13 protein-coding genes are annotated in these 13,795 nt (G+C 66.4%); 7 read left to right on the top strand and 6 right to left on the bottom strand.

Annotated elements, in window-relative coordinates; all coding sequences use genetic code 11:
* The 4 genes from GORHZ_RS11815 to GORHZ_RS11800 form a co-directional block, all read left to right on the top strand.
* Window positions 1-571: glycerate kinase (locus GORHZ_RS11815; protein WP_006333232.1), on the top strand; the 571-nt coding region annotated here is incomplete at its 5' end.
* Between the two features lie 53 nt (window positions 572-624).
* On the top strand, window positions 625-1,554 hold the full coding sequence (rarD, locus tag GORHZ_RS11810) for an EamA family transporter RarD (protein WP_006333231.1): 930 nt from the start codon (window positions 625-627) through the stop codon (window positions 1,552-1,554).
* A 111-nt stretch (window positions 1,555-1,665) separates the two neighbouring features.
* Window positions 1,666-2,025 (top strand): HesB/IscA family protein, encoded by a 360-nt coding sequence (locus GORHZ_RS11805; RefSeq protein WP_006333230.1) that lies wholly within the window; start codon window positions 1,666-1,668, stop codon window positions 2,023-2,025.
* A gap of 122 nt (window positions 2,026-2,147) precedes the next feature.
* The gene (locus tag GORHZ_RS11800; RefSeq protein WP_217998321.1) at window positions 2,148-3,119 is read left to right on the top strand and encodes a carbohydrate kinase family protein; all 972 of its coding nucleotides are present in this window, start codon (window positions 2,148-2,150) and stop codon (window positions 3,117-3,119) included.
* 142 nt (window positions 3,120-3,261) lie between these two features.
* Here GORHZ_RS11800 and asnB read toward each other — a convergent pair whose 3' ends face one another.
* Entirely contained in the window at window positions 3,262-5,214 is a 1,953-nt protein-coding gene (gene asnB, locus GORHZ_RS11795) for an asparagine synthase (glutamine-hydrolyzing) (protein ID WP_006333227.1), read from the bottom strand.
* A 307-nt stretch (window positions 5,215-5,521) separates the two neighbouring features.
* Here asnB and ctaC point away from each other — a divergent pair, with 307 nt between their 5' ends.
* Together ctaC and GORHZ_RS11785 are read left to right on the top strand one after the other, a co-directional pair.
* On the top strand, window positions 5,522-6,652 hold the full coding sequence (gene ctaC, locus GORHZ_RS11790; RefSeq protein ID WP_051998850.1) for an aa3-type cytochrome oxidase subunit II: 1,131 nt from the start codon (window positions 5,522-5,524) through the stop codon (window positions 6,650-6,652).
* A complete protein-coding gene (locus GORHZ_RS11785; protein ID WP_006333225.1) occupies window positions 6,649-7,065 on the top strand; it encodes a cytochrome c oxidase subunit 4 in 417 nt (138 codons plus the stop codon). The genes ctaC and GORHZ_RS11785 overlap by 4 nt, the downstream gene beginning before the upstream one ends.
* Window positions 7,066-7,157: 92 nt before the next feature.
* On the opposite strand, the gene GORHZ_RS11780 is transcribed toward GORHZ_RS11785, so the two are convergent.
* The 5 genes from GORHZ_RS11780 to ctaE form a co-directional block, all read right to left on the bottom strand.
* Window positions 7,158-8,684 (bottom strand): bifunctional phosphatase PAP2/diacylglycerol kinase family protein, encoded by a 1,527-nt coding sequence (locus GORHZ_RS11780; RefSeq protein WP_006333224.1) that lies wholly within the window; start codon window positions 8,682-8,684, stop codon window positions 7,158-7,160.
* A 104-nt stretch (window positions 8,685-8,788) separates the two neighbouring features.
* Window positions 8,789-10,408: a cytochrome bc1 complex cytochrome b subunit gene (gene qcrB / locus GORHZ_RS11775; protein ID WP_006333223.1), complete on the bottom strand. Its 1,620-nt coding sequence runs from the start codon at window positions 10,406-10,408 to the stop codon at window positions 8,789-8,791.
* A complete protein-coding gene (gene qcrA, locus GORHZ_RS11770) occupies window positions 10,405-11,565 on the bottom strand; it encodes a cytochrome bc1 complex Rieske iron-sulfur subunit (protein ID WP_006333222.1) in 1,161 nt (386 codons plus the stop codon). The genes qcrB and qcrA overlap by 4 nt, the downstream gene beginning before the upstream one ends.
* Complete coding sequence (qcrC, locus tag GORHZ_RS11765) at window positions 11,562-12,461, bottom strand: cytochrome bc1 complex diheme cytochrome c subunit (protein WP_006333221.1); 900 nt, start codon at window positions 12,459-12,461, stop codon at window positions 11,562-11,564. Before qcrC ends, qcrA begins: the two co-directional genes overlap by 4 nt.
* A 62-nt stretch (window positions 12,462-12,523) precedes the next feature.
* Window positions 12,524-13,135, bottom strand: a complete 612-nt coding sequence (gene ctaE, locus GORHZ_RS11760) for an aa3-type cytochrome oxidase subunit III (RefSeq protein ID WP_169330667.1) — start codon at window positions 13,133-13,135, stop codon at window positions 12,524-12,526.
* Window positions 13,136-13,271: 136 nt separating this feature from the next.
* Here ctaE and GORHZ_RS11755 point away from each other — a divergent pair, with 136 nt between their 5' ends.
* Window positions 13,272-13,793: a hypothetical protein gene (locus GORHZ_RS11755; protein ID WP_051998844.1), complete on the top strand. Its 522-nt coding sequence runs from the start codon at window positions 13,272-13,274 to the stop codon at window positions 13,791-13,793.
* Window positions 13,794-13,795: the final 2 nt, after the last annotated feature.

Genomic DNA, 13,795 nt, shown 5'->3' with positions numbered 1-13,795 from the left:
CGTCGTCGCCTCCGATGTGGAGAACCCACTGTTGGGACCGCTCGGCGCCGCGGCGGTGTTCGGGCCGCAGAAGGGTGCCGACCCGGCGACCGTCGAACGTCTCGAAGAACGCATGGGCCAGTGGTCGCGGGTGCTCGAGGGGATGGCCGGGCGCGATGTCTCGGGTGAGGAGGGGGCGGGTGCGGCCGGCGGACTCGGGGCCGCGCTGCTGGCGCTGGGCGGCCGACGCGTGTCGGGCGCGACCGTCGTCGCCGAGGCGACCGATCGGGCCGCCGACGTCGCGTCGTCGGACCTGGTGATCACCGGTGAGGGCAAGTTCGACTCGCAGACGTTGCGCGGCAAGGTCGTGTCGGCGCTGAACGCCGAGGCCACCGATGCGGGGGTCCCGACGGTGGTGTTCGCCGGGCAGGTCGTGCTGACGCCCGAGGAGGTCGCGGCCGCGGGCATCGCCGGGGCATACGCGATCGTCGACGTGGCCGGGTCGGTCGACGTGGCGATGAACGACGCCGACAACCAGTTGACACGGCTGGCGGAGAAGGTCGCGTCTGGGTGGGGTGACGGCGTCGCATGATGCAGTGCGGTGACGAGAGTTCTCCGAGCGGGGTGGCCGGTGTGTGACCCCCGGTGACCGGCCGGCCCGCCGCGCGGTTGTCCGGCGCCGCCTATGCCGTGGGTGCGTACGTGCTGTGGGGTTTTCTCCCGCTCTACTTCGTCCTGTTGGAGCCGACGGGTCCGTGGGAGGTCGTGGCCTGGCGGATTCTGCTGTCGCTGGCGTTCTATCTGATGCTGATCCCGATCGTCGGGGGCGGAGCGCGGCTGCGTGCGGTCCTGGCCAGTCGCCGCCTGGTGGCGTGGACCGGGGTGGCCGGCCTGCTCATCTTCGTGAACTGGACGGTCTTCGTGCTCGCCGCACTCACCGGCCACGTCATCGAGATGAGTCTCGGCTACTTCATCAACCCGATAGTCACGGTGCTGCTGGGTGTCTTCGTGCTGCGCGAACGACTCCGACGCCTGCAGTGGACCGCGGTGGGACTCGCGGGCCTGGCCACCCTGGTCATCGTCGTCGGGTACGGTGCGGTGCCCTGGCTGGCGTTCGCCGTGGCGTTCTCGTTCGGTTTCTATAGCCTGGTCAAGAGGCATATCGGTCCGGCGGTCGACGTGACCAGCGGACTGGTCATGGAGTCGCTGTGGCTGGCGCCGGTCGCGATCGCCCAACTCGTCGTCGTCGCGATGACGACCGGTCTCACCATCGTGTCGGCCGGGACGGGCCACGGAGTCCTGCTGGCGCTCGCCGGCGTGGTGACCGCGGCGCCGCTGATGCTGTTCGCGGCCGGCGCGCGTCGGGTTCCGTTGACGGTCCTGGGGATCGCGCAGTTCGTGACGCCGACGATGCAACTGGTCATCGGGGTGTGGGTGCTCGACGAACCGATGCCGCCGGAACGGTGGGCGGGATTCGCGATCGTCTGGGTCGCGCTGATCGTCTTCACCGTCGACTCGGTGATGGCGCGGCGGCGGGTGCTCACACCGACGGTATCGTTGACTCGGCAGGAATAGACTGCGACGAGGTACCGTTGAATGCAGCACGTGGGCTCATCGGCGAGCCGGTACCCGTTTGTGGGCCGACAGTCCGGGCCGGACCACGAATCGACACACACAGGAGCATCGATGACCGTTTCGAACGAATCCGGAACCGCCACCTCGACCGGAGTCATTCTGACCGACGCGGCCGCAGCCAAGGCGAAAGCGCTGCTCGATCAGGAAGGCCGCGACGACCTGTCGCTGCGGATCGCAGTGCAGCCGGGTGGTTGCGCGGGCCTGCGCTACCAGCTGTTCTTCGACGACCGCAGCCTCGACGGTGACGTCACCGGCGACTTCGGCGGCGTGACGCTAGCCGTGGACCGCATGAGTGCCCCGTACGTACAGGGCGCCACCATCGACTTCGTCGACACCATCGAGAAGCAGGGTTTCACCATCGACAACCCGAACGCGACCGGCAGCTGCGCCTGCGGCGACTCGTTCAACTGAGGTAGCGCGTCATTTGACCATCTGACCGCATCCCCGCGCCGCGGGGGTGCGGTCAGATCCGTTTGCGGGCCACAGTAGCGTGGACTGCTGTCCGATCCCGAGAACCGAAGGGTGACCTGCGCGTGGCAATCGTTGTCTGTGGCTCCATCGCAACCGACCATCTGATGACCTTCCCCGGGAAGTTCTCCGAACAGTTGCTCGGCGATCACCTCGAGCACATCTCGTTGAGCTTCCTCGTCGAGGATCTGGTGATCCGTCGTGGCGGTGTGGGCGGCAACATCTCGTTTGCGATGGGGGAGCTCGGCGGCAGCCCGGTCCTGGTCGGTGCGGCCGGTTCCGATTTTCATGACTACCGGCAGTGGCTCGAGGCACACGGAGTCGACTGTCGTGGCGTGCGCATCTCCGAGATCCATCACACCGCGCGGTTCATGTGCACCACCGATCAGGCGATGGCACAGCTGGCCACCTTCTATGCCGGCGCGATGAGCGAGGCACGTGAGATCTCGTTGGCGGATGTGATCGCCGAGACCGGGACACCAGATCTCGTCCTCATCGGCGCCGACGACCCCGAGGCGATGCTGCGCCACACCGACGGGTGCCGCGCGCTCGGGATCCCGTTCGCCGCCGATCCGTCCCAACAGCTGGCCCGGCTCGACGGCGCCCAGGCCCGCGCACTCATCGACGGCGCGACCTTCCTGTTCACCAACGAGTACGAGTGGGGCCTGCTGCAACAGAAGACCGGGCTGTCCGCCGATCAGGTCGCCGACATGGTCGGTGTGCGGATCACCACGCTCGGCAAGGACGGCGTCGACATCGTCGAGCGCGGGGGAGCGCGCACCCACGTCGCGGTTGTGCCGGAGACGGAGAAGGTCGATCCGACCGGTGTCGGCGACGGTTTCCGTGCCGGCTTCCTGTCCGCACTGACCAAGGGCTTCGGTTTCGAGCGGGCCGCTCAGGTCGGGTCGATGGTCGCGGTGCTGGTGCTCGAGACGATGTCCACCCAGGACTGGACCTGGGACCGTGACTTGGCCTTGAAACGCATCGCCGACGCCTATGGTGATGCGGCGGCGGAGGAGGTCGGGGCGGCTTTCTAGGCTCTACCGCCGAGGGAACCCGAAATTTCGCCGAGAGAACCCGGATTCGTGCCGAGAGCATCCGTTTGTTGGTGGGGCCGGGTTCTCTCGGCGGAATTTCGGGTTCTCTCGGCGTGTGCTGGGGTTCCCCTCGGGGTCTGCGCTACAACCTGACTGGGTAGGTCTGGTCTCGGATGTCGGGCACGATCGACTTCTCGACGAAGATGCCGTGCCACACCATGAACATGAGCAGTGTCCACAGCCGGCGGCTGTTGTCGGTGATGCCCTCACGGTGCTCGTTGAGCATCTCGACGATCGCGTTCTTGTTGAGGATGTGATCGGTCTGGGAGTGTTCGATCGTCTCGTGCGCCCAGTCGAACATCTCCGTGCCGGCCAGCCAATGGCGGATCGGCACCGGGAACCCGAGCTTGCGCCGGTGCAGGACATGGGGCGGGACGATCTTCTCCAACGCCTGTCGCAGCGCGTACTTTGTGGTGCCGTGGGCGATCTTCTCGTCGAAGGGCAGGGTCTCGGCGACCTTGAAGACCTCGGGGTCGAGGAACGGCACGCGCAGCTCGAGCGAGTTGGCCATCGTCATCTTGTCGGCCTTGACCAGGATGTCGCCCCGCAGCCAGGTGAACAGGTCGATGTGCTGCATCCGGGCCACCGGATCGAGGCCGTCGGACATCGCGTACAGCGGGGCGGTGACGTCGGTGTGCGTCCACTCTGGCCGGTAGTCGCGCAGCACGGCCCGTAGGCGCGCGTCGTCGAAACTGCGCGCGTTGCCGTAGTAGCGCTCCTCGAGCGTGAGCGAGCCGCGGTGCAGCAGGCTCTTGCCCCGAACCCCTTCGGGGATGCGATCGGAGACGCGGCCCGCCAGCCGCCGCAACGCGGTCGGCAGTCGGTCGAAACCTCGCAGCGACAACGGTTCCTTGTAGATGGTGTACCCGCCGAACAATTCGTCGGCGCCCTCGCCCGAGAGCACCACCTTCACATGTTTGCGGGCCTCTTTGGCCACGAAGTACAGCGGCACGAGCGCCGGGTCGGCCACCGGGTCGTCGAGGTACCAGACGATCTCGGGAATCGCCGCGATGAACTCGTCGGGGCCGACGACCTTGACGATGTGCTTGGCGCCGATCGCCTCGGCCGATTCGACGGCGACATCGACCTCGGAATACCCCTGCCGTTCGAAGCCGGTGGTGAAGGTGATCAGGTCCGGGTTGTGCCGGATCGCGAGCGCCGCGATCGCGGTGGAGTCGATACCGCCGGACAGGAAGGAACCGACGGTCACGTCGGCACGCATGTGCTTTGCCACCGAGTCCGACAACACGTCGGCGATCTCCTCGTAGCGGGCCTGGCTGGCGTCGTCGGTGGCCCCTGAGCGGATACGCGTGGTCGGGAAGGGACGAACCGGGAAGGTCGGCGTGAAGTAGCGCTCGATCCGGGGTTCCTCGCCCGGGCGGACCGTCGCGTGGCAGCCCGACTCCAGACGGCGGATCGCGGCATGCAGGGTCTCGGGTTCGGGCACGTACTGCAGCACCGTGTAGTGCTCGATGGCCCGCGGGTCGAGGTCGTCGCCGACACCGAGGCGTCCGGTCAGCTCGAGCAGGCTCTTCTTCTCGCTGCCGAACGCCGTACCGCCGGGACCCGTGGCGAGGAACATCGGCTTGATGCCGAACGGATCACGCGCGAGGAACAGCGAGCGGTCCACGGTGTCCCAGATCGCGAAGGCGAACATGCCGCGCAGATGGCCGACCGCCGCCGGCCCCCAGTGATGGAATGCCGCGACGATCGCCTCGCCGTCGCCCTCGGTCGCGAACTGGGCACCGTCGTCACGTCGCAGCTGCTCGCGAAGTTCCAGATAGTTGTAGATCTCGCCGTTGAACACCAGGGCATAACGGTCGGGTTGCTCGGGTGGCCCCCACCGCAACGGCTGATGGGAATGCTCGATGTCGATGATCGACAGCCGGTTGAAACCGAAGACCAGGTCGTCGTCGTGCCAGGTCCCGGGCTCGTCCGGGCCGCGGTGGCGCATGCAGTGCGATGCGGTGGAGAGCAGATCGACGGCGGTGCCCGCCGTGCCGTCCGGGGTCAGCAGACCGAGCAAACCACACACCAGAAAGCCCTCACTATCGACGATCGCACGTGCTTCCGACGCGTCGAGTATGCCTGACGAACCCCTTGCCGAGCGCGTCCGGGCGATGCCGTCGGTCCTCGGATCACCACGGCGCGGAAGCCGGGTCAAACCCCAATCGCAAAAGCTTCGCCGTGTTGGTCTACGCTGCGTAGTACTAGATGCAAGAATTGCCGTAGTGCGGGCTGAGAACGGGCCCGGCAACGGCAAAGAAAGCACTGTGCGGGTCATCTGGCATGGCAACTCGGTCGGCACGACATGCCCACCGAGCGAGCGGGAAGGCGTGAAATTGGCACACGGTGGACGGCCGCGGGCACCACAAGCCCGATCCGCGTCGCGGATCACCAAGCGGGTCGGGATCCTCGTCGCACTCGGGTTCGGTGCATTGCTCCTGTCGGGCTGTGATGCCCGCACGGCAATGCGTTTCGGATGGCCGGCAGGCGTCACGCCGGAGGCCACCAAGATGGGTGACCTGTGGACCTGGTCGGTCATCACCGCCCTGGTCATGGGCATCCTGGTCTGGGGCCTGATCTTCTGGACCATTACCTTCCACCGCAACAAGGCCGGCCAGAAGGACGAGTTCCCGCGGCAGACCGGCTACAACGTGCCGCTCGAACTCGCCTACACGGCAGTTCCGTTCGTCATCATCGCGGTGCTCTTCTACTTCACCGTCGTGGTGCAGAACGACGTCGAGCGCAAGAGCGACGACCCGAAGGTCGTCGTCGATGTCACCGCCTTCCAGTGGAACTGGAAGTTCGGTTACAACAAGATCGAGTTCACCGACGGCGTCACCTACGACGGTTTCGAGCGCAACGGCAGCCCGTTCGAGCTGCAGACGCCCAACGTCGAGATGGTGGGCGGCGCGGAGGAGGAAGTTCCGTATCCCGCCGGTGGACGCGACGACGACGTCCGCGACTACCTGCCCTTCGACAAGATCGAAACCGTCGGCTCGTCGACCGAGATCCCGATCTTGGTGCTGCCGACCGAACGACGCATCCAGTTCAACCTCGCCGCCGCGGACGTCGTGCACTCGTTCTGGGTGCCGGAGTTCCTGTTCAAGCGTGACGTGATGCCGTTCCCCAAGCAGAACCACACCGACAACCAGTTCCAGGTGGAGCAGATCGACCGCACCGGCGCCTTCGTCGGACGCTGCGCGGAAATGTGCGGCACCTACCACTCGATGATGAACTTCGAGGTCCGCGCGGTGAGCCCGGCGAAGTTCGACGCCTACATCCTCTACCGCGATCGCAACCCGCTCGCCACCAACGCCGAGGCGCTCCAGGCGATCTGCGAGGTTCCGCACTCGGTGACCACGGTCCCGTTCGAGACCCGACGCAAGACCAACGGCGACACCCCGTCCGATCTCGGCGACGCCGGAAACACGTCTCTGCCAGACTGCACGGTGGGAGCCAACCGATGAAAATCGAAGCCAGGATCTTCGAACTGCTGACCGGATTCTTCTTCCTCGCCGGCATCATCTACACGATCACCACCGCGCTCTCCAGCCGTGGTGTCGAGTGGGCGGGCGTGACCGCCATGTTCTTCAGCGGTGGCCTGACCCTGATCGCGGGCACCTACTTCCGGTTCGTGGCGCGCCGCGTCGAGATCCGCCCGGAGGACTTCGAGGACGCCGAGATCGAGGACGGCGCCGGCGAGCTGGGCTTCTTCAGCCCGCACTCGTGGTGGCCGATCCTCATCGCCGGCGGTGCGGCGATGTTCGCCGTCGGTTTCGCGACCGGCAACTTCTGGTTCGCGATCTTCTCCGCGGTCGTCATCCTGGGTACCGCCGCCGGAATGGTATTCGAATACCACGTCGGAACCGAGAAGCACTGATCTCCACGTTCATCTGAAAAACCGCACCCGGTCACCGGGTGCGGTTTTTCATCGGTACTGCGGGCGGTCCTGCCGGTCGGCCAGTGGCGTCCTCAGTGATGTGGTCGTGCCGGGGCATAGGTCGCCAGTGCGCGATAGGCGACGCGGAAGTGAGCCTCACTGCGGGGTTCGCCGATCTCGCCGTCGCGGGCGACCATGGTGGGTCCGTCGACGCTGGTCATCGTGAACTCCGGCACCTGCATCTCGTGGTAGAGCGGCGAGTTCGCGAGCCGCCCCAGCATGACCGAGAAGAGGGCACGCACCGTACCGAAGTGTGATCCGCGTTCCAGGATGCGGACGTCGAGTAGCCCGTCGTCGAGCCGTAAGCGACGCGACGGGGCGAAACCCGACGGCCGGTAGATCGCGTTGCCCAGTAGGAACAACGACGTCTCCAGGACCTGACCGTTCACCTCGATGCGGACCGTCGCGTCGCGACGTAGGGTCTGCGCCAGGGCGACCGCGGTCGCCAGCGGCCGACTCAGCCGGCGCTCGAGGCGAGTGCGGGTGCGGATGAAGCGGGGATAGGCGCCGATGCTGGCGGTATTCAGGATCACCAGCTCGTCGTCGAGCAGGGTCACGTCGAGTCGGGTGGCCTGCCCGTCGCGGATCGCGCCGATCGTCGCCGCAGCCGTGCGGCAGCCGATGTCGCGTGCGAAATGGTTGTAGGTGCCCGCCGGGAACACCGCCAGCGGCATGTCGAGATCCAACGCGACCGCGGCGGCGGCGGCCACCGTCCCGTCACCGCCGGCCACACCGAGCACCTCGGCCGATTCCGCCGCCGATCGCAGCACCGCCGCCACGTCGTCGTCCTTGCCGAGTTCCACGATCCGGGCTTCCGGCAGATCACCTCGTATCTCGTCGAGGACGCGATGCCCGGTACCCGACCCCGCGGTGGGATTCACCACCACGGCGACACCCGCGCCGGTCGGTCGCTGGGGCACAGGCACCCGACTGGGGGAGGGGATGGCGAGGTGTGGCTCGGTGATCGGTGGCACCAGGTGGATGCCGAGGACCGCGACGGCCGCCCCGATGCCGAATCCGGCGAAGACGTCGCCGGGATAGTGTGCGCCCGTGGCGACCCGCGACAGACCCACCAGAGCGGCGAGACCCCCCAGGACGAGTCCGGTCGGGGGGTGTTCGGCCCCGACGCCGAGGGCGAATGCGGCGGCACTCGCCGAATGGCCCGAGGGCAGGGAGTTGCTCGTCGGGAGTCGGCGCGCCCGCCGCTCCAGCGGCACCGAGTGTGGGAGGGGACGTGGGCGGCGCCGTAGTCGTTTGGCCGCCTGATTGGTGACCAGGCTCGTGACCGCGAGGGTGGCGATACCGCGGGTGGCCGCGCGACGGGCGGTCGGATGCCCCGACACCGCCATACCCGCGGCGATCGCCATCCACAGCTTGGAATGGTCGGTGGCCCGCGAGAGTGCCGGCATCGAGAGATCGAGTCCGACGCTCGGTGATCGGGCTATCGTCTCGAAGATCTCGGCGTCGAGCGTCCCGAGGCCTTGGGTGATCTGCCGGAGCCCGGACGAGTCGGACAGGTTTGCCGAACGGCTGCGACGCGGGCGGGGGAGCGGGGCCATGTCACCCAACCTAGCGCTGTGTCGACGAAAAGACCTCGGCCACCGTCGCATTCACGACGATGGCCGAGGTCTTTGCCGAGCTAGTCAGATATGGGAGACACGCCCTAGTCGAACGGATTGCCGTCCTTGGCCTGCAGTTCGCGCAGGGCCTTGAGTTCGGCCATCTCCTGCTCGTGCTCGCGCTCGATGTTGCGCGCCTGCTGCTCCGGCGGGTCCTCGACGAGGATGGAACCCGTACCGGGCGCGCCGGCCGAACCGAGCTTGTTCATGCGCTTGGGGAGCGCCGCGCCCTCGTAGGGGAGCGGGATCGGGTGGCCGTGGTCGTCGACCGGGCCGAGCGGCTGGTGCACCTCGATGTACTCACCCTGCGGGAGCCGCTTGATGATGCCGGTCTCGATGCCGTGTGCCAGCACCGCACGGTCGCTGCGCTGCAGGGCCAGAGCCCAGCGGTAGGCGATGAAGTATGCGATCGGCGGCACGATGATCAACCCGATACGTCCCATCCACGTCGTCGCATTGAGCGAGATGTGGAACTTGTACGCGATGATGTCGTTCATACAGGACAGCGTCAGGATGATGTAGAACGACAGCGCCATGGCACCCACCGCGGTGCGCACCGGCACGTCGCGCGGACGCTGCAGCAGGTTGTGGTGGGCGTCATCGCCGGTGAGCCGCTTCTCGATCCACGGATAGGCGAACATCAGGATGAACATGATCGTGATGATCACGACCACCCAGAAGATCGCCGGGATCGTGTAGTTGCCCAGATAGAGTTCCCACGCAGGCATCAGTCGGGCCAGGCCGTCGGTCCACATCATGTAGATGTCCGGCTGTGAACCCGCGGACACGTGCGCCGGGTTGTACGGGCCGAGCACCCAGACCGGGTTGATCTGGAAGACACCCGCCATGATGGCCAGCACGCCGGTGGTGATGGCGAAGAACGCACCGGACTTCACCGCGAACACCGGCAGGATGCGCACGCCGACGACATTCTTCTCGGTGCGGCCGGGGCCGGGGAACTGGGTGTGCTTCTGATACCAGACCAGCGCGAGGTGCGCGCCGATCAGGGCCAGGATGATGCCTGGGAACAGCAGGATATGCAGCACGTACAGGCGCGGGATGATGATGTCGCCGGGGAACTGGCCGCCGAACAGCGCCCAGTGGATCCAGGTGCCGATCAGCGGGATGCCCAGCACGATGCCGCTCATGGCGGCGCGGACGCCGGTGCCCGAGAGCAGATCGTCGGGGAGCGAGTAGCCGAAGAAGCCCTCGAACATGGCCAGGATCAGCAGCACCGAGCCGATGATCCAGTTGGCCTCACGCGGGCGGCGGAACGCACCGGTGAAGAAGATGCGGGCCATGTGCACGATGATCGAGGCGGCGAACAGCAGCGCGGCCCAGTGGTGGATCTGGCGCACGAACAAACCACCACGCACCTCGAAGGAGATGTTGAGGGTCGTCTCGTAGGCGCGGGTCATCATCACGCCGTTGAGCGGCTGGTAGGCGCCGTCGTAGATGACCTCGGACATCGACGGATCGAAGAACAGGGTCAGGTAGACACCCGAGATCAACAGGATGATGAAGCTGTAGAGCGCGATCTCACCCAGCAGAAACGACCAATGGGTGGGGAACACCTTGTTGATCTGGCGGCGGATGCCGGGCGACAGGTGATAGCGCGAGTCGATCTCTTCGCCCTGCTTGGCGAGACGGTCGGCGATGGTCATGACTTACGCTCCCAGAATGCCGGTCCGACGGGTTCGATGAAGTCGCCTGCGGCAACCATGTAGCCCTGATTGTTCACCGAGATCGGCAGCTGCGCCAGGGCACGCGCTGCGGGGCCGAAGACCGGCTTCGCGTACTCGAGTGCGTTGAACTGCGACTGGTGGCACGGGCAGAGGATGCGGTTGCTCCGCTGCTCGTAGAGCGAGGTGGGGCAACCGAGGTGGCTGCACACCTTGGTGTAGGCGAAATAGTCGCCGTAGTTGAAGCTCTCCTGGCCCTTGCGCTTGATGGCCCTCGCCGCGTCCTCGGGACGCAGACGGATGAGCATCACCGGGTTGCTGACGTAGCGCAGACTCTCCAGCAACTTGTGCCGTGACTCCTCGGTCTCGCCGTAGCCGTCGGAGACGCGCCACGGGAAGACGGTCTCCATCGCGCCCGCGTCGAGATCCTCTGGCCGCACCAGGGCCACCTGATACGGATTACCGGTGTCACGACGAAGGAACACGGTCTCGTTCGGATCATCCGCCGGGTTGTAGATCGGCGACCATCCGGTGTGCCACAGCGGTGCATCGGGGCCCTTGGCCCACGGATTCTTGATGATGCCGCCGACGGAGGCGATCAGACCGGTGAACGCGAACGCGCCCAGGCCGAAGGCCGCCGAACCGATGATCATCTTGCGCCGGGGCAGTGTCGACGTCGTCAGCGAGTCGTTGAACTCGGCTGCGATCGTCTTCTTGTCCACCTCGGACGAACCGCCGTCGTGGCGATCCTGCACCGAGATCTCGGACGGGATGAACTTCTTGGTGAACAGGACCAGACCGATACCGATGGACAGCACCGACAGCCCGAACGTCACGCCCAGGAGCGGTGTGTTGAGCGTGTAGCGCCAGTAGTCGGCCGAATCGGGGAGGGCGAACTCCCAGTGATTCCAGATGAAGATGATGAAGCAGGCCAGGGCCGAGATGCCGGCCACGGTGAACCAGATCGCGACCTGGCGTTCGGCTCGCTTCTCGACGCCGGTACCCGGCTCCGGGAAGCGCTCGGCGCGGTGGATGATCTCCACCCCGTCGAGATTGGTGCCGAGCTTGACCAGCTCGTCACTGCTCATCTGATCGAGTTCGTCCTGCGACGGAACGTCTTTACCGCCGGTTGCACTCATGTCCGTGATCCCATCCACATCGCGGCCGCGACGATCGCCACTACGCCGACTGCCCACATCACCATGCCCTCGCTCACGGGGCCGAAGCCGCCGAGAGAGAAGCCGCCCTGCGGCTTGGACTCGGTGACGTACTTGATGAAGCCGATGATGTCCTTCTTCTCCTCCAGCGAGAGCTGGCGGTTGGAGAACTTCGGCATGTTCTGCGGACCGGTGAGCATCGCGGTGTAGATCTGTTGCTCTTCCACGTGGCTCAGCGTCGGCGCGAACTTGCCCGACGAGAGCGCGCCGCCGCGGCCGGTGAAGTTGTGGCATGACGCGCAGTTGAGGCGGAACAGCTCGCTGCCGCGACCGAGGTTCTGGCCACGCAGCGACGACTGCGCGAGCACGGGCAGGCCCTGCTCGTCCTTCTTGACAGTGCCGTCCGGGTTGCGCTCGTAGAGGACCTGCGGCCCACCGCCCATCGACTGGACGTAGGCGCCGAGCTGGTCGATCTGCGCCTGTGTGAACTTCGGAGGCTTGCGCTGGGCCTGGGCCTCACCGCGGGCGGCGGGCATGCGGCCGGTCGAGACCTGGAAGTACACCGCGGCGTCGCCGACGCCGAGCAGTGCGGGTCCGCGGTCCTGCACACCCTGCAGGTTGGCACCGTGGCAGGTGATGCAGGAGGTCTCGTAGAGCTTCTTGCCGTCGGCGATCAGCGCGGCATTCGACTCGTCGGCAACCGCCACCTGCGGCCGCGGCGTGAGGATCGACGCCAGCAGGCCCGCGGTGACGAGACCGAGGAGCAGGAGGACGGTGCCGCCGGCGCGTCGACGCAGTTTGCGGCGCGACTTCGCCTTGCGTGCGGTGGCTGCGGCGGGTTCGTCGCTATCCGACGGTCGCGGTGGAGATGAACTCATCTGTGACTCTCTACTAAGCGGACGGACTGTTGTGCTGCTGTGCAGGCGGTCGCCCGGGGGCGCTACCTGATGAAGTAGATGGTGACGAACAGGCCGATCCAGACGATGTCGACGAAGTGCCAGTAATAGGAGACCACGATCGCCGCGGTGGCCTGGGCCGGCGTGAACTTCGAGAGCTTGGTGCGGATCAGCAGGAAGATGAATGCGACGAGACCGCCGATGACGTGGAGACCGTGGAATCCGGTGGCCATATAGAAGACCGAACCGTAGGCGCTCGACGAGAGCGTCGTGCCCTCGTGGACGAGGCTGTAATACTCGGTCGCCTGACCGGCCACGAAGAACGACCCCATCAGGAAGGTCAGGACGTACCAGCGGCGCAGGCCGAAGACGTCACCACGCTCCGCGGCGAACACACCCATCTGGCAGGTCACCGACGAGAGGATCAGGACCGTCGTCACGGGGATCGCCAGCGCGAGGTTCAACTTCGTCGGTTCGGGTGGCCACCCGACCGACGAGTTCGCGCGCGCGACGAAATACATCGCGAAAAGTCCAGCGAAGAACATGAGCTCACTGGACAGCCACACGATGGTGCCGACGCTGACCATGTTGGGACGGTTCAGCGAGTGCACGCGCGCGGTGATGGCTGTTCCTGAGGTACCTACAGCGCTAGTCACAAAGTGAAGTATGACGGTTCGTAGTAAGCGGTGACCACTTGGGTCGGATATTCGCGGGAACTTTTTCTCTTGTTGCAGGTCGTCGCCGGTCACCGGGGCGTTTCGGCGTGTCTTGAGGGCATGGTTTGCTGGGTGGATGAATGGCGATCGGGACGGCTCACGGACATCGGATGGCGTCCGGCGGGATCTCAACGGCCGCCCGGTGGCGCCCGGGCGGTGGCACCGCGTGCGCAACCTGTTCCGACCCGCGGCCGTCGACGAGCCGCTCGACCGTGCGGACACTTCTCTTGTCGTCGTGGCCGAGTCCGGCGACGAGGCGGAAGCGAGTTCGGCTGTGCTGGCCACCTCGGCGTGGCGGGTCGACGAGGAGGTCGTGCTGCGCCATGTCCTGCGGCTACCCGCACAGCGCGTGCCCGATGCGGTGGCGACGGCCGCCCTGTCCGGGTATCGGCGTCTCGACTCCGGTCCCGATGTCGGTCCCGAGGTGGCCGACGCGAACATGGCCGATCCGACCGTGACGGTGACGCTGGCCCGTGTGCAGATGCTCGATGCGGTCCATCTGTCGCAGGAACGGTCGCGGATGGCCAGTCTCGGGTCGCGGCACGGCGGGCTGGTCGTCGGCTGGCAGGTCCTGCAGCGACCGGTCGGCGACCGGTGAGT

It is taken from the genome of Gordonia rhizosphera NBRC 16068 (genome assembly GCF_000298195.1).
GTDB lineage: Bacteria > Actinomycetota > Actinomycetes > Mycobacteriales > Mycobacteriaceae > Gordonia > Gordonia rhizosphera.
This window is presented reverse-complemented; position numbering and strand designations above follow the sequence as displayed.